The 19,635-nt window shown below is 71.2% G+C and carries 17 protein-coding genes; 13 read left to right on the top strand and 4 right to left on the bottom strand.

What is annotated here, in order from left to right:
- Positions 1 to 96: 96 nt before the first annotated feature.
- Positions 97 to 1,014, bottom strand: coding sequence for a flavin reductase (locus ACFZCY_RS15010; RefSeq protein WP_361472961.1), 918 nt, complete (start codon positions 1,012 to 1,014; stop codon positions 97 to 99).
- A gap of 219 nt (positions 1,015 to 1,233) precedes the next feature.
- Between ACFZCY_RS15010 and ACFZCY_RS15015 the strand changes: the two genes are divergently transcribed.
- The 6 genes from ACFZCY_RS15015 (at position 1,234) to ACFZCY_RS15040 (ending at position 6,675) form a co-directional block, all read left to right on the top strand.
- A complete protein-coding gene (locus ACFZCY_RS15015; protein WP_391172650.1) occupies positions 1,234 to 2,373 on the top strand; it encodes an LLM class flavin-dependent oxidoreductase in 1,140 nt (379 codons plus the stop codon).
- The gene (locus ACFZCY_RS15020) at positions 2,366 to 3,001 is read left to right on the top strand and encodes an amino acid synthesis family protein (protein ID WP_391172652.1); all 636 of its coding nucleotides are present in this window, start codon (positions 2,366 to 2,368) and stop codon (positions 2,999 to 3,001) included. The genes ACFZCY_RS15015 and ACFZCY_RS15020 overlap by 8 nt, the downstream gene beginning before the upstream one ends.
- Positions 2,998 to 3,549, top strand: coding sequence for an amino acid synthesis family protein (locus ACFZCY_RS15025; protein ID WP_391172654.1), 552 nt, complete (start codon positions 2,998 to 3,000; stop codon positions 3,547 to 3,549). The genes ACFZCY_RS15020 and ACFZCY_RS15025 overlap by 4 nt, the downstream gene beginning before the upstream one ends.
- 5 nt (positions 3,550 to 3,554) lie before the next feature.
- A complete protein-coding gene (locus ACFZCY_RS15030; RefSeq protein ID WP_391172656.1) occupies positions 3,555 to 4,400 on the top strand; it encodes an alpha/beta fold hydrolase in 846 nt (281 codons plus the stop codon).
- Complete coding sequence (locus ACFZCY_RS15035) at positions 4,397 to 5,884, top strand: aldehyde dehydrogenase family protein (protein ID WP_391172658.1); 1,488 nt, start codon at positions 4,397 to 4,399, stop codon at positions 5,882 to 5,884. Before ACFZCY_RS15030 ends, ACFZCY_RS15035 begins: the two co-directional genes overlap by 4 nt.
- 110 nt (positions 5,885 to 5,994) lie before the next feature.
- On the top strand, positions 5,995 to 6,675 hold the full coding sequence (locus tag ACFZCY_RS15040) for an FCD domain-containing protein (protein ID WP_391172660.1): 681 nt from the start codon (positions 5,995 to 5,997) through the stop codon (positions 6,673 to 6,675).
- A 47-nt stretch (positions 6,676 to 6,722) separates the two neighbouring features.
- Here the strand turns inward: ACFZCY_RS15040 and ACFZCY_RS15045 are convergent, their stop codons facing one another.
- Both ACFZCY_RS15045 and ACFZCY_RS15050 read right to left on the bottom strand, forming a co-directional pair.
- Entirely contained in the window at positions 6,723 to 7,397 is a 675-nt protein-coding gene (locus tag ACFZCY_RS15045; RefSeq protein ID WP_391172662.1) for an FCD domain-containing protein, read from the bottom strand.
- A 123-nt stretch (positions 7,398 to 7,520) separates the two neighbouring features.
- Positions 7,521 to 8,897 carry an MFS transporter gene (locus tag ACFZCY_RS15050; protein ID WP_391172664.1) on the bottom strand — a complete coding sequence of 459 codons (1,377 nt, stop codon included), beginning with the start codon at positions 8,895 to 8,897 and terminating at the stop codon, positions 7,521 to 7,523.
- Between the two features lie 221 nt (positions 8,898 to 9,118).
- Here ACFZCY_RS15050 and ACFZCY_RS15055 point away from each other — a divergent pair, with 221 nt between their 5' ends.
- The 5 genes from ACFZCY_RS15055 to ACFZCY_RS15075 all read left to right on the top strand — a co-directional run bounded on the left by ACFZCY_RS15055 (position 9,119) and on the right by ACFZCY_RS15075 (position 15,363).
- Entirely contained in the window at positions 9,119 to 11,422 is a 2,304-nt protein-coding gene (locus ACFZCY_RS15055) for a glycoside hydrolase family 3 N-terminal domain-containing protein (RefSeq protein WP_391172667.1), read from the top strand.
- Positions 11,423 to 11,607: 185 nt separating this feature from the next.
- On the top strand, positions 11,608 to 12,531 hold the full coding sequence (locus ACFZCY_RS15060; protein WP_391172669.1) for an AEC family transporter: 924 nt from the start codon (positions 11,608 to 11,610) through the stop codon (positions 12,529 to 12,531).
- Positions 12,532 to 12,724: 193 nt separating this feature from the next.
- A complete protein-coding gene (locus tag ACFZCY_RS15065; protein WP_391172671.1) occupies positions 12,725 to 13,549 on the top strand; it encodes a SigB/SigF/SigG family RNA polymerase sigma factor in 825 nt (274 codons plus the stop codon).
- 154 nt (positions 13,550 to 13,703) lie between these two features.
- Entirely contained in the window at positions 13,704 to 14,540 is an 837-nt protein-coding gene (locus ACFZCY_RS15070) for a glucose 1-dehydrogenase (RefSeq protein ID WP_391172673.1), read from the top strand.
- Positions 14,541 to 14,682: 142 nt separating this feature from the next.
- Positions 14,683 to 15,363 (top strand): DUF308 domain-containing protein, encoded by a 681-nt coding sequence (locus tag ACFZCY_RS15075; protein ID WP_391172675.1) that lies wholly within the window; start codon positions 14,683 to 14,685, stop codon positions 15,361 to 15,363.
- Between the two features lie 403 nt (positions 15,364 to 15,766).
- Here the strand turns inward: ACFZCY_RS15075 and ACFZCY_RS15080 are convergent, their stop codons facing one another.
- Positions 15,767 to 16,924, bottom strand: a complete 1,158-nt coding sequence (locus ACFZCY_RS15080) for a hypothetical protein (RefSeq protein WP_391172677.1) — start codon at positions 16,922 to 16,924, stop codon at positions 15,767 to 15,769.
- 153 nt (positions 16,925 to 17,077) lie between these two features.
- Here ACFZCY_RS15080 and polX point away from each other — a divergent pair, with 153 nt between their 5' ends.
- Entirely contained in the window at positions 17,078 to 18,823 is a 1,746-nt protein-coding gene (polX, locus tag ACFZCY_RS15085; protein WP_391172679.1) for a DNA polymerase/3'-5' exonuclease PolX, read from the top strand.
- A complete protein-coding gene (locus tag ACFZCY_RS15090) occupies positions 18,820 to 19,629 on the top strand; it encodes a uracil-DNA glycosylase family protein (protein WP_391172682.1) in 810 nt (269 codons plus the stop codon). Before polX ends, ACFZCY_RS15090 begins: the two co-directional genes overlap by 4 nt.
- The last annotated feature ends 6 nt before the right edge of the window (positions 19,630 to 19,635 follow it).

A 19,635-nucleotide genomic window follows, 5' to 3' on the forward strand; every position in this document is an offset into this window, starting at 1 on the left:
GGACAGGGAGGAGATCTGGGCGTCAGGGGGCATCAGGGCGTGAGGGGGTGGCGGTGTGCGGAGGGAAGGGTGGGTCCAGGCGCGGCCGCAGGCGTCTCACCACGGCAAAGGCGCTGTGTTCGAGATATCGAAAAACCCGCCACCACTGTAGACCAGAGGTGCCAGGTCCTCGTGACGGGCCGCGACGACCCGGCCGGTGAAGACGGTGTGGCTGCCCGCTTCCAGCCGCTCGCCGATCTCCACCTCCAGCTGGGCGCAGGATCCGTCGATCAGGGGGACGCCGGAGTCGCCCGGGGTCCAGGACAGTCCGGCGAACTTGTCGTCGGACTTGGACGCGAAGACCTTGGCGACGTCCAGCTGACCGGCGGCGAGGATGTTGATGCCCAGATGAGTGGACCGGTGCAGCGCGGGGTGGGTGGTGGAGCTGCGCTGCACGCAGACCAGCACCATGGGCGGGTCCAGTGAGATGCTGGAGAACGCGTTGACGGCCAGGCCCCTGGGCGTACCGGCGTCGTCGGTGGTCACCACGGTCACGCCGGTGATGAACTTGCGGTGCACCCCGCGCACCAGGTCGGCGTCGACGGCGGCCTCCTGGGTGGTGGTGATGATACCCAGCGCCTCCAGCAGCTGACGGGGGTCCCAGGTCACCCATTCCTCGGCGATCACACCGTTGTCGAAGTGGGTGAAGGTGGCGCCGGAGACCTCGACCGGGCGGCCGGTGGGCGGCACGCCGAGGAAGTCGCCGGTGTGGCTGCCGGTGCTGCGCCAGCGGATCGCCAGCTCCTCGCCGTCCTCGACGATCTCCTCGATCTCGGTGTGCAGATCGGGGAACGCCTCGCGGATGGCGCGTACGGAGTTCTTGAACTGCTCGCGGTCCTGGGGCGCCGCGGCCGGGCCGCGCCGCCGGACGTAGCCGGGACTCAGCAGCTCGTCGAACGCCTCCATCCGGCCCTGATCCCAGGCGGCCTGCCAGGCGGAGCGGATGCGGGCGGTGCGGTCAAGAGTGTGCGTCATGACAGATCCCTCATTCGGCTCTTGTATGGCAGAGGACGCTAAGAACGGCGCCAGCCGCTGTCAACACCTTGGGACAAATGAGCCGGGAAAGAACCGCTCTCGCACCAAATACACAGGTCAAAGTTGTTGCCTGGGCGTTAACCCTTGACGGGCCTCAACCGGACTCCTAGCCTCCCTGCCATGGCACAGCGCGACCCGGAAGAACAGGACGGACGCTGCATGCGATTCTCGATATTCCACAACCTCGGAGCACCGGGCCGGCTCGGCTCCTACGCCGAAGTCATGGACGAGGCACGGGAGTTCGCGGTCGCCGCGGACCGCGCGGGCTTCTGGTCCACCTGGTACACCGAGCACCACTTCGGCCACGAGGCCATCGAGATCACCCCGAACCCGGTCCTGATGGGCGCCGACATCGCCGCCCGTACCGAGAACATCAGGATCGGCCAGGCGGCGAACATCGCCACCTTCTGGCATCCGCTGCGGCTCGCCGAGGACATCGCGATGCTCGACCAGCTCTCCGGCGGCCGGGTCGAGGTGGGCCTCGGCCGCGGGCTGTACGGGCGCGAGGCGCTCAACCTGAACGCACTCGCCGATCCGCGCGACCAGGAGCAGAACCGCGCGCTGTACGACGAGACCGTGGAAATCCTGCGCAAGGCCTGGAGCGGCGAGTTCTTCTCGCACCAGGGCCGCTTCTACGAGTTCCCCGCCCCCGGGGTGAAGTGGAACCATCCGCTCTCCCCCGCCACCCCGGACTACATGGAGGACGGGGTCATCACCAAGATGCAGGTGACGCCGTTCCCGCTGCAGCGCCCCCATCCGCCGCTGTGGCAGGTCATCGACAGCCCGCGGTCGATCAAGGCGGCCGCGGCCGACGGGGTCCAGGGGATGTTCTGGCTGCCGCCGGTCTCGGCACTCAAGGAGCGCTTCGAGCTGTACCGCTCCACCGCGAGCCAGGCGTCGGGCCGTGAGTACGCGCTCGGCGAGGGCATCGGCCTGGTACGGGACGTGTACGTGGCCGACACCATGGAGCAGGCGCGCGCCGACTTCGAGGAAGCACTGATGACCACCTACCGGTGGATCATGCACTTCCGGGGGCTGGGCAACCTGATGGAGGCGGGCGAGGAACTGACCGACGCCCACGAGCTGTCCTTCGACTTCCTGGCCGAGCGCAATCTCCTGGTCGGCACCCCCGAGTACGTCTCCGAGAAGATCTCCGAGCTGCGGGAGGAGGTGGGCCTGGAGCATCTGCTGCTGTGGACCACCCACCCCGGCCTGGAGCACCGCAAGGCGATGCGCAGCCTGGAGCTGTTCGCGGAGAAGGTCATGCCGCGGTTCACCGATGGCGGCAACCATGGCTGACCTGGGCCTGCGCAAGGTCGTCAGCGTCACCGACGAGGTGCTGCTGGAGCTGGGGCGGCCGGTGGCCGTCTCCGTGCGCCGGGTGGCGGCCGCGGCGGTGATCCGTAACCCATGGGCGGGCCTGGGCCTGGTCGCCGATCTGCAGCCCGAGGTCGAGCGGATCGCCCCGGGGCTCGCGCGGATGCTCACCGACCGGGTGAGCGAGGCGCTGGGCGGCGTGGAGCGCGTCGAGGCGTTCGGCAAGGCCGCGATCGTCGGACTGAACGGGGAGATCGAACACGGCGGGGCGCTGATCCACACCCCGTTCTTCGGCAATGTCCTGCGGGAGCTGACCGAGGGCACCTCGATCATCGTGTTCAGCGACGACCGGCTTCCGGCGGGTGAGCCGCTGACCGTGCCGCTGTGGCACAAGACGGCGGCCGCGACCCGCTCGCACTACCAGACGTGCCAGATCCGCATCCCCGACGCGCCCCGGCCCGACGAGATCGTCGTCATCGCGGCCGGCGCGTCCGGCCCCCGCCCCAACGCGCGGATCGGGGACCGGGCCACCGATCCCGTCATCCGCCTCGCCGACCTGGAAGACCCGGCAGACCCGGCAGCCCCGAAAAACATGGAGACCGTGCAGTGAACGTCCGCAAGATCATCACCTTCACCGAGGACATCCACAGCGAGGGCGGCCGTCCGGTGGATCCGCCGGCCCGTACCGCGGTGGTGCTCGCCATCATCGAGAACCCCTGGGCCGGGCAGGGCTATGTGACGGATCTGCTGCCGGGCATCGACGAGGTGGCGCCGAAGCTCGGCGAGCTGCTGGCGCCGCGGGTGGTCGAGGCGCTGGGCGCGCCGGTCGAGGCGTACGGAAAGGCCGCCATCGTGGGCCTGGACGGGGAGATCGAGCACGGCTCCGGGCTGATCCACACGCTCAAGTTCGGCGACCACTTCCGCAAGGCGGCGAAGGCGACCACCCTGCTGCCGGCCGTGGAGAAGCGCGCGGCCGCGGGCACGGTCTTCGACATCCCGCTCAAGCACATCACCGACGCCACGATCCGCTCGCACCACCAGAGCATCGAGGTGCGGGTGGCGGACGGACCGCGCGCCGACGAGATCGTCATCGGGCTCGCGGCCGCCGCCCAGGGCCGCCCCCAGGCCCGGCTGGCCCCGCTCACCACGGAGCAGTGAGCGCCATGGGCACGGGCAGCGGTATGCACGCGCCCCGGACGGGCGGCCCCGCCCGTCCGTCCGGGACGCGCTCCACCACACCGGTCGCGCTGGCGCACGAGACGCACGGCGCCGGGCCCGGCCTCGTCCTGCTGCACGGCGTCGGGCTCGACCGGAGCATGTGGGAGCGGTGTCTGCCCGCGCTCACGGCCCGGCACCGGGTGACGCTGGTCGATCTGCGCGGCCACGGCGCCTCCCCGGCCGCGGCCCCCGGGCTGTCGGTCGCCGAGCTGGCCGCGGACGTGGCGGCCCTGCTGAGCGGGCCGGCCCATGTCGTCGGCTTCTCGCTCGGCGCCCTGGTCGCCCAGCAGCTCGGCCTGGACCGGCCGGACCTCACCGCCTCGCTGACGCTCGTCAGCTCGGTGGCGGGGCGGTCGGAGGACGAGCGCGCGGCGGTGGCTCGGCGGCGGGAGGCGGCGGCCCGGGACTTCGGGGCGTCCGCGTGGGCGGCGGTCGACCGCTGGTTCTCGCCCGGCTGGCGGGCCCAGGAGCCCCTCCTGGCGCAGCGGGTGCTGGACACGCTGCTGGCCAACGACCCCGTCTCCTACCTCGCCTGTTACGACGTCTTCGCGACCGCCGACGCCGGGCTGTGGCCGCGGCTGCCCCGGATCACCGCCCCCACCCTCGCGGTGACCGGGCAGGACGACCCCGGCTCCACCCCGGCCATGTCGCACCGGCTCGCGCGGCGGATCCCCGGCGGCCGGGCGGTGATCGTGCCCCGGGCCCGCCATCTGCTGCCGCTGGAGTGCCCGGAGCAACTGGCCGACGCGATCCTCACCCACACCGGACATCAGGAGTGCCACAGCTCATGAACCGCCTGCCGCGCCACGACCACTACATCGCGGGCGAGTGGACCGCCCCCGCCGACGGCGGCTACTTCGCCAGCGTCAACCCGGCCACCGCCGAGCCCTGGTACGAGGCGGCGAACGGCACCGCCCCCGATGTGGAGCGCGCGGTGGGCGCCGCCCGGGCCGCCTTCGAGGATCCGCGCTGGCGGGATCTGAGCCAGACCCGGCGCGGCCGGCTGCTGCGCGACCTCGGCGATCTGATCGGCGAACACGCCGAGGAGCTGGCCCGCACCGAATCCCTGGACAACGGGAAGCTGCTGCGCGAGATGCGGGCCCAACTCGCGGGCCTGCCCGAGTACTTCTATTACTACGCGGGGCTCGCCGACAAGATCCAGGGCGATGTCATCCCGGGCGCGAGCCGCGAACTGCTCAACTACACGTTGCGCGAACCGGTGGGCGTGGTCGGTGCCATCACCCCCTGGAACTCCCCGCTGCTGCTCACCGCCACCAAGCTCGCCCCGGCGCTGGCCGCCGGCAACACGATGGTCATCAAGCCGTCGGAGCACACCTCGGCCTCGCTGCTGGCGCTCGCCCCGCTCTTCGCGGAGGCGGGCTTCCCGCCGGGCGTGGTCAACGTGGTCACCGGCTTCGGCGCCACCGCGGGCGGCCCGCTCACCGAGCACCGGGACGTGGCCAAGGTGAGCTTCACCGGCTCCACCGAAACCGGCCGCCGGATCGCCCGTACCTGCGCCGACCGGCTGATCCGCTGCACCCTGGAGCTGGGCGGCAAATCCCCCAACATCATCTTTCCGGACGCCGACCTCGGCTCGGCCGCCATGGGCGTGATCGCCGGGGTGTTCGCCGCCGCGGGCCAGACCTGTGTGGCGGGCAGCCGGGTGCTGGTGCACCGCGAGGTGTACGACGAGATCCTGGAGCAGGTGGCGGCCCGGGCCGCGACCATCGCGATCGGCGACCCGCTCGACGACGCCACCGAGCTGGGCCCGCTGGCCATCGCCGAGCAGCTGGAGAAGGTCGAGGGTTACGTCGAGCTGGGCCGCTCCGAGGGCGGAAAGGTGGTGTGCGGCGGGGCCCGGCCGGACACCGGGCTGAACGGCTACTTCTACTCCCCCACCGTGTTCACCGGCGTCGACAACACACTGCGGATCTGCCAGGAGGAGATCTTCGGGCCGGTGGCCACCGTCCTGCCCTTCGAGTCCGAGGACGAGGCCCTTTCGATCGCCAACAACTCGGCCTACGGCCTCGCGGCGGGGGTGTGGACCCGGGATGTGAACCGGGTGCACCGGATGGCGTCCCGGCTGGAGGCGGGCACGGTGTGGGCCAACACCTACCGCTCGATGTCGCCGATGTCGCCCCGGGCGGGCTTCAAGAGCAGCGGCATGGGTACCGAGCACGGCACGGAGGTCATCCGGGAGTACACCCGGCTGAAGAGCGTGTGGATCAACACCAGCGAGGAACCGGCCGGGGATCCGTTCATCCTCAGGTCATGACGGCATGGGGCCGTGACGACACGTCCAGGCGGGAGCGCTCTTGTATGGCAGACCACACGAGCCTGTCCTCGGTTGACGGGGAGAGAGCGCCCCGCCTACTGTCACGTGCCATGCAACGACCCACAGGCAAGCGGCTTCAGCAGACCAGCATGCAGGCGAGGGTTGCCGAAGAGCTGCGGCAGATGATCATCAGTGGCGAACTGCCGCCCCGCTCCAGCCTGTCCGAGATGGCGCTGTCCGAGACCTTCGGGGTCAGCCGGACGCCCATCCGCGAGGCCCTCAAACAGCTCCAGATAGAGGGTCTGGTGGAAGTCCGGCCGCGGGTCGGCACGTTCGTCGCCGTACCGTCGCGCCGTGAGCTGACCGAGCTGTTCCAGATGAAGGAGCTGTTCGAGGGCGCCGCCGCCCGGCTGCTCGCCTTCCGCGGGAACGTGCCGGAGGTGGAGCAGTTGGAGGCCAGCATGCGGGCGGCCGACCAGGCCGTTCAGGACGGCGACGCGGAGCGGTACGCGGCGCTGGTCCACGAGTTCCACGATCTGATCGTCAGGGGCGCGGACAACAGCAAGCTGGAGGGGCACTACCGCACCCTGATGAACCAGCTCGCCTACGCCCGGCTGGTGCGCACCTCGCTGTCCCGCCCCGGGCGGCTCATCGAGTCGGACTCCGAGCATCACCGCGTCCTCAGCCTGATCCAGGCCAAGGACGGCGACGGTGCCGAGCGGGTGATGCGCGAGCATGTGCGCGCCAGCCACCAGGCCCTGATGACGGGCATGGACGAGCGCGGGCACTGAAGGTCCCGGCGCCGCCGACCGCCGGTCAGCCGTCGTTGGCCCGCCGGTCAGCCGTCGTTGGCGGCCCGGGCGGCGCGCAGCGCCGAGCGGAGCCGGTTCTTGGCGCCGAGGAGATGTTCCCGCAGGGTGGTGACGGCGGTCCCGGTATCGCCACCGCGCACGGTCTCCAGCAGGTCGACATGGGCCTCGGCGGAGGGGTGCAGATCGACGTCCTGGGCGTTGGTGACGTCGAGGACGACGCCGAAGGTGGGGCGGTACTGCTCCCAGACGGCGACCAGCCGGCGGTGCCCGGACAGCAGGTAGAACTGGGAGTGGAACTCCAGGTCGGCGAGGGCGAAGTCGCTGGGCGCGGAGCGGTCGGCGGCGTCCCGCATCCGGTCGACGAAGCCCTGGGCGCGGTCCCAGTCGCCGGGTTCGGCCCGGCCGATGGCGAGGGTGAGGGCCAGGGTCTCCAGGGATTCCCGCAGCGTGTACAGCTCGTCGACGTCGTCCTCGGTGAGCCCGGTGACGAAGACCCCGCGGCGCCGGGATTCGACCAGCCCCTCGGCCTCCAGCTGCCGCAGCGCGTCGCGGACCGGGCCGCGGCTGACGTCGTACTGCTCGGCGAGGGCGCCCTCGACAAGATGGGTGCCGGGGCGCTGCCGCCCTGAGATGATGAGGACGCGCAGCTCGTGGGCGACCAGATCGCCGAGGGACTGCTGCTGTAGCGAGGTGATGGGCACCGACGGGCTCCTTCTGGGGGCGGAACGTCTTCAGTCAACCGTTAACCGTTGACTCATTATTCCTCCCCAAGGGCCGCTCCGGAAACGGTGGCGAAGGCGATGCCGTGCCGCTGCCAGGTGTGGTCACGCGACCGCACCGGTCTCCGGTGCCTCGGCGGGCGTGGTGTCCGGCGCGGGCGCGGGTTCGGATCCGGCCGCCATCGCGGAGCTGGTGTCGACCAGGTCGCGGCGGGAGGTCTCGGGGGTGAAGAAGTACGCGGCGGCCGCCGAGATCAGGGCGACGGCGCTCGCGTAGGCGGCCACCGGGACCCAGTTGTCGCCGCCGCCGGTGAGCGCGGTGGCGATGAACGGGGTGAGGCCACCGGCCACGATCGCGCCGAGCTGGGCGCCGACCGAGGCGCCGCTGTAGCGGACCTTGGAGCCGAACAGCTCGGTGAACAGAGCGGGTTGGACGGCGTTGCAGGCGTTGTGGGCGAGGTTGATGACCAGGCAGTACGCCAGCACGATCAGCACCGCTGAGCCGGACTTCAGCAGCCAGAACGCCGGGAAGGCCAGCGCCGCGGCGGCCAGGCCGCCGTAGACGTAGACCGGGCGGCGGCCCACCTTGTCGGACAGCGCGCCGAAGAAGCCGTGGGCGGGGAAGGCGAGCACCGAGGCGATCATGATGGCGGTGGTCAGGGTGGCCTTCGGGATGCCGAGGTGTTCCGGTCCGTAGGACACCGCGAACACGGTCAGCAGGAAGAACGGCACGCTTTCGCTGAACCGCAGCGACATGATCAGCAGCACGCTCCGCCAGTCATGGCGCAGCACGTCCAGCAGTGGCGCCTTGGCCTTGCCCTCCTCGTGCTTGACCTGCTCGAACACCTCGGACTCGCCGAGCCGCCCGCGCATCCAAAGCCCTACGCCCACCAGCACCGCGCTACACAGGAACGGCACGCGCCAGCCCCAGGACTGGAATTGCCCGTCGGGCAGGAGGCCCATCAGCGCGAACATTCCGGTGGCCAGCAGCTGTCCGGAGAAGCCGCCGGTGTTGGGCCAGGCGCTGAAGAAGCCGCGGCGGTGTGCCGGGGCGTTCTCGACGACCATCAGCATGGCGCCGCCCCATTCGCCGCCGACCATGAAGCCCTGGATGAAGCGCAGCGCCACGAGCAGCACCGGTGCCCAGATCCCGATGGTGTCGTACGTTGGCAGAAGACCGACGGCGAAGGTGGCGGCGCCCATCCCGCACAACGTTGTGACCAGCGTGGTCTTCCGGCCGATGGTGTCGCCGAGGTGGCCGAAGACGAAGCCGCCGAGCGGGCGGGCGATGAAGCCGATGCCGAAGGTGGCGAACGAGGCGAGGGTGCCCGCGAACGGGCTCAGACTCGGGAAGAAGAGATCGCCGAACACCAGCGCGCTGGCGAGGCCGTAGAGCAGGAAGTCATAGAACTCGATGGTGTTGCCGATGAAGCTCGACAGCACGGTGCGGCGGAGTTGGACGGACGCGTGGCGTGAGGTCATGTGGTTCTCCTGCTCGGGGCCTCGTTGCCCAGGACACTGGTTAACCGTTCACGGTTAACCGTGGCGGTGAGTATGGGAGCCCGCACCACGCCTGTCAATGGGCGCACCCTTGACGCCCTCGGGGCGACTCCGTAGCTTCGGTTCAACTTTTTAAAGATCAAACCCGTCGGACACCCGGAACACCCTCAGAACTCTTCAAGACTCTTCAAGGAGCGAAGAACATGAATGGTGTGCGCAGACGAACGGTGCTCGCCGCGGCCGGTGGTACGGCCATCGCGGGCAAGGCCGCCACCGGCACCGCCCACGCCCGCGAGCGGCCGGGCCCGGGCGAGCGGCCGGCGGCGGAGCCCGCCCCGTACGAGGCCGAGGTCCAGGCCCTGTTGGGGCGGATGACGGTCGAGGAGAAGCTGGGCCAGCTCCAGCAGCTCGCCTGGACCGGCGACACCGGACCCGGCGGCGGACAGACCGCCGAGGCGGAGAAGGCGGCCCGCCAGGGACGGCTCGGCTCCGTCCTCAACATCTACGGCGCGAAGACCACCAACGCGCTCCAGCGGATGGCCGTCGAGGAGTCACGCCTGGGCATCCCGCTGGTGTTCGGGCTCGATGTCATCCATGGCATGTGGACCACCTTCCCCATCCCGCTGGCCCAGGCCGCGAGCTTCGACCCGGCGGTGGCCGAACGGGACGCCGAGGTGTCGGCGAAGGAGGCCCGCTCCAACGGGGTGCACTGGGCCTTCTCCCCCATGATGGACGTCACCCACGAACCGCGCTGGGGGCGGATCTCCGAGGGCAGCGGCGAGGACCCGCATCTGACGGCCGCGTTCGCCGCCGCCAAGACCCGCGGCTACCAGGGCGAGGACCTGAGCGCGAAGGACCGGCTCGCGGCGTGCGCCAAGCACTTCGTGGCGTACGGCGGCGCCGAGGGCGGGCGCGACTACAACACGGTGGACGTCTCCGAGGCCCGGCTGCGCAACCTCTACCTCGGGCCCTTCCTCGCGGCCGTGGACGCCGGGCTGGCCACCGTCATGGCGAGCTTCAACACCATCAGCGGCGTCCCCGCCCACGGCAACCGGCACACCCTCACCGACATCCTCAAGGAGGAGTGGGAGTTCGGCGGCGTCGTCGTCAGCGACTACAACGGCGTTCAGGAAATGACGGTCCACGGCTTCGCCGCCGACCACGCCGACGCCGGACGGCTGGCGCTGAACGCCGGGGTCGACATGGAGATGGTCAGCACCACCCTCGCCGACCACGGCAAGCGGCTGCTGCGCAGCGGCGCGATCACCGCCGCCCGGCTGGACGACGCGGTGGCCCGCGTGCTGCGGCTCAAGTTCCGGCTCGGGCTCTTCGAACACCCCTACGCGGACGAGGACGCGGCGATCGAGGAGCCCACGAAGGCGTCCCGGGCGGCGGCCCGCGAGACGGCCGCGCGCACCATGGTGCTGCTCAAGAACACCCCGGCCGGGAAGGAGAAGACGGCGCTGCTCCCGCTCAGCCCGTCGGTCTCCTCCATCGCCGTCGTCGGGCCGTTCGCCGACTCCACCGACCTGCGCGGCTCCTGGGCCGGGCCCTGGGCGGACGCGTTCCCCCCGGTCACCGTCCTGGACGCGGTCAAGGACGCCGCGCCGAAGGCCCGGGTCGGCCACGCCCGCGGCGTGGACCCGGCGGGTGAGGACACCGGTGGCATCGCCAAGGCCGCCGCGGTCGCCAGGGCGGCCGAGGTGGCGATCGTCGTGGTCGGGGAGGCCTCGGCGCTCAGCGGGGAAGCGGCCGTGCGCAGCGACATCAGCCTGCCCGGACAGCAGGAGAAGCTGATCGCGGCGATCGCGGACACCGGCACACCCTTCGTCGTGGTCCAGGTCAGCGGCCGCCCGCTGACGATGGGCGGCTGGCTGGACTCGGCGCCCGCCGTGCTCCAGGCGTGGCATCCGGGCATCGAGGGCGGAAACGCCATCGCGGACGTCCTGTTCGGCACCGTGAACCCCGGCGGCAAGCTGCCCGTGTCCTTCCCGCGCTCGGTTGGGCAGATTCCCCTCTACTACAACCACGAGAACACCGGGCGCCCCTACGACCCGGACAACAAGTACACCTCCAAGTACCTCGACCTCGCCGACGGCCCGCAGTTCGCCTTCGGCCACGGCCTCGGCTACACCACCTTCGACATCGGCGAGCCGAAGCTGTCCGTCAGCCGCATCACGGCCGACGCGCTGCGCAAGGGCGACACCGTGGAGGTGGCGGTCGCGGTGCGCAACACCGGGGAGCGCGAGGGGGACGAGGTGGTGCAGGTGTATCTGCGCGACCCGGTGGCCAGTCTCGTACAACCGGTGCGACGGCTGTGCGGCTTCCGCCGGATCACCCTCGGCGCCGGCAAGTCCACCACCGTCCGCTTCCGGCTGGGCGCCGAGGATCTGGGCTTCTGGACCCATGACCGGGACGGCACGTTCACGGTGGAGAAGGGAGAGATCCAGATCTTCGCGGGCAACAGCTCACTGGCGAAGGGTGAACGCATCCTGACGATCACATAGTGGGACAGCGTCCGGTCTTCTGCACAGCGCGCCCCGGGTTACTTGTAGGGTGCATGCTGACAACTCCAGCCCGGGAAGACACCGCTCATGACCGCCGCGCCCCGTCCCTCGCCCCGCGTCCCGAGACCCCGCCCCGCCCCGCGGCACCTCGCGTCCCACCGGAAACCCGGCCGGGCGGAGGTCCCGTGGGCGGTGTGATCACCGGCTTCGGCGTCATCGCGAGCATCATCGTCACCGGCTATGTGCTCGGCCGCCGAGGAGCGCTGGGCGGGTCGGGGCGCGAGGTCCTGACCAGGCTCTCCTTCAACGTCGCCTCCCCCGCGTTGCTGTTCTCCACGCTCGCCCGCGCCGACCTGTCCGTCGTCGTCTCGACCCCGCTGCTCGTCACGGCCCTGAGCACCTTCGTGGTGGCGGGCGCGTTCGTCGCGGTCGGCGCGGTACGCAAGTGGAGCGTGGGCCGCACCACGATCGGCGCCCTGTGCGCGAGTTATGTGAACGCGGGCAACCTCGGCATCCCGATCGCCGTGTACGTCCTCGGCGACGCGTCCCTCGTCGCCCCGGTGCTGCTGTTCCAGCAGCTGGTGATGACCCCGATCGCGCTCACCGTCATCGACCTCAGCCGCCCCGGGGAACACCCGCCCTCGATGCTGCGCCGGCTGACCACCCCCTTCCGCAACCCCATCGTCATCGGCTCGCTGTCCGGGGTCGCGGTGGCCGCCTCGGGGTGGCGGGTGCCCGGGCCCGTCATGGAACCGTTCTCGCTGATGGGCGGCATGGCCGTACCCGCCGTGCTGCTCGCCTTCGGGATCTCGCTGCCGGGCAGTGAGCTGCCCGGGCGCGGCGAGGAGCGCGGCCCGGTGCTGCTGTCGGTGGCGCTGAAGTCCTTCGGCCAGCCGGTGGTGGCATGGGCCATCGCGGCCGGTGTCTTCCGGCTCGGCGGCCCCGCCCTCTTCGCGGCCGTCGTCACCTCCGCGCTCCCCTCGGCGCAGAACCTCTTCACCTACGCCGTGCGCTACGACACGAGCACCATCCTGGCCCGCGAATCCATCCTGCTGTCCACGGTGCTGGCCGCGCCGGTACTCATCACGGTGGCGGCGCTGCTGGGCTGAGCCCGGGACCCGTGGGGTTTACCCCTGGAGGCCCAGGGCAGGCGATTGAACGTGCTTCGGACCGGAGGCACGCACCGCGGGAGCGCTCTGACCGCTCCAGGACGCGGCCCTCCGGCCCGTCTCCTGCGCGCTCCCGCATGGCAGCGACCACGGTCCCAGGCGACCCGTCATCCCACTGCAGGAGGTGTGTGACATGACGACCGCAGCGCAGCACAGGACACGTCCCCAATCCGGCTCCTCGAAGCACCCGCACGACGACGCCCCCGACACCAGCGCCGAGTTCCACGAGATGGCCCGCCTCCCCGACGGCCCCGAAAAGGAAGCGCTGCGGCAGCGGGTGGCGGAGGCGTGGATGCCGATGGCCCGGCGACTGGCCCGCCAGTACCGCAACCGGGGCGAGTCCTTGGAGGACCTGGAGCAGGTGGCCGCGCTCGGCCTGGTGAAGGCCGTCAAGCGGTACGACCCCGAACACGGCACGGCGTTCGCGGGTTTCGCGGTGCCCACCATCGTCGGCGAGATCAAGCGCCACTTCCGGGACCACCTGTGGGTGCTGCACGTCCCGCGCCGGGTCCAGGAACTGCGCAACCGGGTGCGGGTCGCGCACCGGGAGCTGTCGCACTCCCTCGACGACGCCACGGTGCCCACCGAGGCCATCGCCGAGCGCACCGGCCTCGGCGAGAAGGAGGTGCGCGTCGGCATGGAGGCCATGGGCAGCTTCACCCCGCTGTCCCTCGACGCCCAGCTGACCGGCGCGGACGACGGCTACTCACTGGCGGACACGCTCGGCGGCCAGGAGCCCGCGTACGACCGGGTGGTGGAACGCGAGGCGGTGCGCCCCGGGCTCCGGCGGCTGCCCGACCGGGAGCGCCAGATCCTCTACATGCGGTTCTTCTGCGACATGACCCAGAGCCGGATCGCCGAGCAGCTGGGCATCTCCCAGATGCATGTCTCCCGGCTCATCAACCGCACCTGCTCGACGCTGCGCGCCCAGGCCATGGCCGAGCCGGTCGCAAGCTGAACGAACGTACCTCCCGCCGCTCCCCGCGTTGCGCCGCTGGAACGATGTGCATCGCCTCAGCGGGTGACCGTGGCGCCGTGGAGAGCGCCGGGATCCGCCCCGGGCTGGCAGGGTCGGGGCGCGCGACCTGCGGACCCAGCGAAGGAGAACACCCATGACCACCCCCCAAGGCCCGCCCTCGGTGTCCGACCTCAAGCTTCTTACGGGCCAGAAGGCGCTGGTGACGGGGGCCAGCTCGGGCATCGGCAAGGCGACCGCCATCGCCCTGGGGCGCGCCGGCGCCGATGTCGTCGTCAACTACGTCTCCGACCGCCCTGCCGCCGAGGCCGTCGTGAAGGAGATCGAGGGCCACGGAGTGCGCGCCTACGCCCACCAGGCGGATGTGTCGCGGGAGGACCAGGTGGTCGAGATGGTGTCCACCATGGTCGACCGGCTCGGCACGATCGACATCCTGGTCGCCAACGCGGGCCTCCAGCGTGACGCCCCGACGGTGGAGATGACCCTGTCGGACTGGGAGAAGGTGCTCTCCGTCAACCTCACCGGTCAGTTCCTGTGCGCCAGGGAGGCGGTCAGGGAATTCCAGCGGCGCGGTGTCGTTCCCGAGGTGTCGCGGGCGGCCGGGAAGATCATCTGCATGAGCTCGGTCCACCAGATCATCCCCTGGGCCGGTCATGTGAACTACGCGTCGTCCAAGGGCGGCGTGTCGATGATGATGCAGACCATGGCCCAGGAACTGGCGCCGCAGAAGATCAGGGTGAACGCGGTCGCGCCGGGGGCCATCAAGACCCCGATCAACCGCGATGCCTGGGACACCGAGGACGCCCGGAACGCGCTGCTGGAGCTGATCCCCTACGGCAGGATCGGCGAGCCGCGGGACATCGCGAGCGCTGCGGTCGTCCTCGCCTCCGACCTGTGCGACTACGTCGTGGGCACCACGCTGTACGTGGACGGCGGAATGACCCTCTTCCCCGGCTTCGCGACGGGCGGCTGACCGCACCACGATGGCACTGCCGCAGGCGCCACGATGATGTGTGAAGGGCACATCGGCCGGGTCCACGCGCCACCATCAGGCGATAAGGCGCGGGTGGAGCGACGATGGTGGTGTCACTGTTCCCTCAAGGAGGTGGACGACGATGACGTTCCCCTCGGACAACTCGCGCGACGCCGACCGGCGCGATGAGCGCGCCGCCGGTCCTGACCGCCCCTTCGCCGGCCTGCTGGGCACCCTGTCGGATGCCGCGTGGCAGATGCTGCTGACCGCGGGTCTGGTCGCGATCGTGCTGGGGCTGCTGGTGCTGGTGTGGCCCGCGGCCACCCTGGCGGTGGTCGGCGCCCTGTTCGGTGTCTATCTGCTGATCAGCGGCATCTTTCAGCTGGTCGCGGCCTTCGGGGCGCACATCCCGGGGTCGATGCGCGTCCTCAGCTTCGTCAGCGGCGCGGTGAGCGTGTTCCTCGGCCTGATCTGCTTCCGGGGTCCGGCCCAGTCGATCCTGCTGCTCGCGCTGTGGATCGGATTCGCCTGGCTGCTGCGGGGTGTCATGCACACCGTCATGGCCGTCCAGGACGCGGGAATCCCCGCCCGCGGCTGGCAGATCTTCCTCGGTGTCATCATGGCCCTGGCCGGAATCGTGCTGATCGTGTCGCCCTTCGGCTCCATCGCCGCGCTCACCCTGGTGACCGGCGTCTGGCTGCTCGTTCTGGGCATCATCGAGGTCATTCACGGGATCCAGCTGCGGGCCCGGCTCGGAGGCCACGCCCCCCGCAAGGCACATCACGGCTTCCGCTTCCGTCATCAGCCCCATCCGCAGCCGTGAACCGCCGCGACAGCCGCCCCGAGCGGCTGTCGCGACAACCAACCTGGGGGCTAGTGGGTCTGCACCCACCACGCCATCAGACCGATGGCCGCGGTGCCGGATGCGTACGACGCGCCGCGCACGAAATTCGCGGCGGCGAGCCGACCGTATCGACGCCATCTACTACGGGAACGGCTGGGTACCGGTGGGCGAACCTCCATCGTCTGCATATGGAGCCCCTTTCGTGACCGTACGGACAGTGACTGTCCGACAGGGGGGAACGACGCGCTGGAGAAAGCATACAAAAGCGTGAACTTACCCCATGTGTCTGACTCGCCGAGAAAGCAACTTTCGACACGATGAGCTTTCGACGCGATGAGCTTTCGACACGCTGTCAGATGCGGTAAGGGGCTCCTGCCGGCGCTCAGCCCTGTCCGTGCCAGCGCAGCACCGCGCCCAGTCCCCCGGCCGGTCCTGCCACGCCCTCGGGCACCAGCAGCACCTCGGTGTCGGCCACCGCCGCGGACCGCATCAGCGCGTCGTCCGCGCGCGCCGGCTCGGGCGTGCTCACACCCAGCGCCCGCACCTGGGCCCGCTGCACCGCCACCTGATCGGCGCCGGGGCCGACCCACACCTCATGGCGCATGTCGCCGCCCGCCTGCCCCAGCAGCAGGGTGGCCGCCTGATGGCTGCGCAACGCCTCCACCACCGCGGGCACCCCCTCCGCCGCCCCGCTCGGCGCGGAGCCGTCGTGGCCGCTCGCGATGTGCCCGCCGGGGCGGCCGCGCCCGGCGCGGAAGAGATCCAGTACGGCTTCCAGATGGGCGCGGGCGTGGTCCGCGCGGGCGTGGTCGATCTCCGCCTCCAAGAGCTCCCGGGCGGATCCGGGCGCCCGGCTGCCGTGCCGCGCCACCACCGCCCGGTCCCGCAGCGGCTCGGGCAGCCGGTCGCGCACCGCCCTGCGCTCGCGCGGATCGCCCGCCAGGACCAGCAGCGGCGCCCCGCTGTCCGGCCACTGCCGTACCAGCTCCTCGGCGACGAGGTCCGCGGTGTGCTCCCAGTCGTTCTCGACCCGGTTGCGGTAGTGCCACTCGTACCGGTCGGCGGGCACCGAGCGGTGGCCGCGGCCCCGTGGCGCCCCGCCCGTGGCGCGGCACACCGGGCGGGCCCCGCCCTCGTCGCGCAGCTCCAGATCGGCGCCCGTCCGGTCGACGTATGCCACCAGGCACGACGGCCACTCGCCGCGCAGCGACGCCAGCGGCGCCACCCGGGGCAGTGGCGACCAGGACGTCACGACATCGCCCGGGGACGCGGCCAGCGGCACGTCGAGCACCACCTCGCCGTCCGCCGCGAACAGCGCCCGCCCGGCGGACGCGGTGGCCGCCCGCTGACCGGCCAGTCTGCTCACCAGCGCCTCACGGGTGCGGGGGTCGGCGCCCTGGGTGGTCAGCTGACCGGCCACGAACCGCTCCCGCAGCCGGCGCCGGGTGGGGGCGTCCTCCGTCGCACGCGAGGTATCGAGGTAGACGCACGCCCACGGGCCGGGGCGATCGAACAACGGCTTCAGGAATCCAACGTCCATGACCTCCCCCAAACCGGGGAAACACACGACCCGGACGGGCGTCCGGATCGCCGCGCCTCATCGGCCGCGTGGGGCGCTTCACGAACCAAGGATCCCTCCAGGTCCACGGGATCGCCAGCGCCGTCCGGCCGTACGGCGACTAGAATCTGTTCCATGGCTCGCTCCAACGAGGAGGTCGAAGCCCTCCTGCGTGAGTACGCCGATCTCCTCCTGATCACGGGCGGGGACGCGTTCAAGGCACGCGCCTACGAGAAGGCCGCACGGTCGATCGGCGGCCATCCCGCCGATGTGGCGGGGCTCGATGTGAAGGGACTGCGGGAGATCCCCAACGTCGGCAAGTCGATCGCCGACAAGGTCGTCGAGTATCTGCGCACCGGACATGTGCCCGCCGTCGAGCAGGCGCGCGCCGCGATCCCGGCCGGGGTGCGGGAGCTGACCGCGATCCCGGCGCTCGGGCCGAAGAAGGCCATGGTGCTGTACGAGGAGCTGGACATCGCCTCGGTCGAGCAGCTGGCCACCGCGATCGAGGAACACCGGCTGCGCGACCTCAAGGGCTTCGGCCCGAAGTCCGAGGAGAACATCCTGCACGGCATCGGGCTGCTGCGGGCCGCGGGCGGCCGGGTCCCGCTCGACGACGCCATGGACCTCGCCGACGACATCGTGGCCGCGCTGGCCCGGGTGCGCGGCTGCGAGCGGGTGGCGTACGCCGGGTCGCTGCGCCGGATGCGGGAGACCGTGGGCGATGTGGACATCCTGGTGGCGGCGGCCGAATCGGCCCCGTTCATGGACGCGTTCACCGCGCTCCCGTACACCACCGAGGTCATCGCGCACGGCGAGAAGAAGACGTCCATCCGCACCACCAAGGGGCTCCAGGTGGACCTGCGGGTGCTGCCGCTCGACTCCTGGGGCGCTGGGCTGCTGTACTTCACCGGCTCCAAGGCCCACAACATCCGCGTCCGCGCGATCGCGGTGCGCCACGGCCTCAAGCTCTCCGAGTACGGCCTCTTCGAGACCAAGAGCGGAAAGAAGATCGCCTCCCGCAGCGAGGAGGACGTGTACGCGCGGCTCGGCATGGACTGGATCCCGCCGACCCTGCGCGAGGACCGCGGCGAGGTGAAGGCCGCGCTGGAGGGCCAACTGCCCCTGCTCATCGCCGAATCCGATCTGCGCGGCGATCTGCATACCCACACCGATCTCACCGATGGCCTCGAACCGCTGGAGAACATGATCGCCACGGCGGAGCGGCGCGGCTACGCGTACTACGCCGTCACCGACCACGCGCCGAAGCTGTACATGCAGCAGATGACGAAGGAGAAGATCCTCGCCCAGCGGGAGCGGCTGCGCGCCATGGACCGTGGGCGCGGCCGCCGGGACATGCGGCTGCTGCACGGTGTGGAGCTGAACATCGACGCCGAGGGAGAGGTCGACTGGCCCGACGACTTCCTCGAGGGCTTCGATCTGTGCGTGGCGTCGGTGCACACGCAGTTCGGCCAGGACCGGGACACCATGACCCGGCGGTTCCTGCGGGCCTGCGAGAACCCGCACGTCAACATCATCGGCCATCCGACGACCCGGATCCTCGGCAAACGGCCCGGCGTCGACGCCGACCTGGACGCGGTGTTCGCCGCGTGTGCCCGTACCGGCACCGCGCTGGAGATCAACGCGCATCCGAACCGGCTGGACCTGTCGGACGAGAACATCCTGCGGGCGAAGGAGCACGGCGTGGTGTTCGCCATCGACAGCGACGCGCACTCGACGCTGGACCTCGCCAATCCGCGGTACGGGGTGGGCATGGCCCAGCGCGGCTGGCTGACCACCGACGATGTCATCAACGCCTGGCCGCTGACCCGGCTGCGGCGTTTCCTGCGCAAGGGCGCGGGGCACCCGCGCGACGTATGACGCCACGCGATTGTCCTGCCGAACCGGCCCGCGCCGAGCCCGCCCGCCGGGCGCCCGGCGCCCGTACCCTCGACGAGCTGGACGAGCGGGTGAGCCGGTGCCGCGCCTGCCCGCGGCTGGTCGCGTGGCGGGAGGAGGTGGGCCGTACCAAACAGGCCGCCTTCGCCGACTGGGACTACTGGGCCCGGCCGGTGCCCGGATTCGGCCCGCCGGACGCGGCGCTCGCCGTCGTGGGTCTCGCCCCGGCGGCGCACGGCGGCAACCGCACCGGCCGGATGTTCACCGGCGACCGCTCCGGCGACTTCCTGTACGCGGCCCTGCACACGATCGGCCTGGCCAACCAGCCCACCGCCACCCACCGCGGCGACGGCCTCGCGCTGCGCGGGGTCCGGGTCACCTCGCCGGTGCACTGCGCCCCGCCCGCCAACCGCCCCACCCCCGGGGAGCGGGACACCTGCCGCCCGTGGCTGGAGCGGGAACTGCGTCTGCTGCGGCCGACCCTGCGCTCGGTGGTGGTGCTCGGGGCCTTCGGCTGGCAGGCCGCCCTGCCCGTGCTGGCCACCGCCGGATGGACCGTGCCCCGGCCGCGGCCCGCCTTCGGGCACGGCGCGCGGATCGCATTGGAGGCCGCCGACGGGGGCGCTCCGCTACGGGTGTTCGGCTGTTATCACGTGAGCCAGCGGAACACCTTCACCGGCCGCCTCACCCCGGCCATGCTGCACGATGTGCTCGGCGCGGCGGCGGAGGCGGCCGGGTTGCTGCCGCCGCCCGCCACTCCGCTGGACCCCGCTCCGGAGGGCGGCTGATCAGGG

The organism is Streptomyces sp. NPDC007983 (assembly GCF_042958345.1).
GTDB lineage: Bacteria > Actinomycetota > Actinomycetes > Streptomycetales > Streptomycetaceae > Streptomyces.

Excerpts from the sequence above, each read along its gene's own strand:
- ACFZCY_RS15075 (WP_391172675.1), top strand. The coding sequence starts at position 14,683 with ATGACGTTCCCCTCGGACAACTCGCGCGACGCCGACCGGCGCGATGAG.
- ACFZCY_RS15020 (WP_391172652.1), top strand. The coding sequence starts at position 2,366 with ATGGCTGACCTGGGCCTGCGCAAGGTCGTCAGCGTCACCGACGAGGTG.
- ACFZCY_RS15080 (WP_391172677.1), bottom strand. The coding sequence starts at position 16,924 with ATGGACGTTGGATTCCTGAAGCCGTTGTTCGATCGCCCCGGCCCGTGG.
- ACFZCY_RS15090 (WP_391172682.1), top strand. The coding sequence starts at position 18,820 with ATGACGCCACGCGATTGTCCTGCCGAACCGGCCCGCGCCGAGCCCGCC.
- polX (WP_391172679.1), top strand. The coding sequence starts at position 17,078 with ATGGCTCGCTCCAACGAGGAGGTCGAAGCCCTCCTGCGTGAGTACGCC.
- ACFZCY_RS15055 (WP_391172667.1), top strand. The coding sequence starts at position 9,119 with ATGAATGGTGTGCGCAGACGAACGGTGCTCGCCGCGGCCGGTGGTACG.
- ACFZCY_RS15015 (WP_391172650.1), top strand. The coding sequence starts at position 1,234 with ATGCGATTCTCGATATTCCACAACCTCGGAGCACCGGGCCGGCTCGGC.
- ACFZCY_RS15030 (WP_391172656.1), top strand. The coding sequence starts at position 3,555 with ATGGGCACGGGCAGCGGTATGCACGCGCCCCGGACGGGCGGCCCCGCC.
- ACFZCY_RS15050 (WP_391172664.1), bottom strand. The coding sequence starts at position 8,897 with ATGACCTCACGCCACGCGTCCGTCCAACTCCGCCGCACCGTGCTGTCG.
- ACFZCY_RS15010 (WP_361472961.1), bottom strand. The coding sequence starts at position 1,014 with ATGACGCACACTCTTGACCGCACCGCCCGCATCCGCTCCGCCTGGCAG.
- ACFZCY_RS15040 (WP_391172660.1), top strand. The coding sequence starts at position 5,995 with ATGCAACGACCCACAGGCAAGCGGCTTCAGCAGACCAGCATGCAGGCG.
- ACFZCY_RS15070 (WP_391172673.1), top strand. The coding sequence starts at position 13,704 with ATGACCACCCCCCAAGGCCCGCCCTCGGTGTCCGACCTCAAGCTTCTT.
- ACFZCY_RS15035 (WP_391172658.1), top strand. The coding sequence starts at position 4,397 with ATGAACCGCCTGCCGCGCCACGACCACTACATCGCGGGCGAGTGGACC.
- ACFZCY_RS15065 (WP_391172671.1), top strand. The coding sequence starts at position 12,725 with ATGACGACCGCAGCGCAGCACAGGACACGTCCCCAATCCGGCTCCTCG.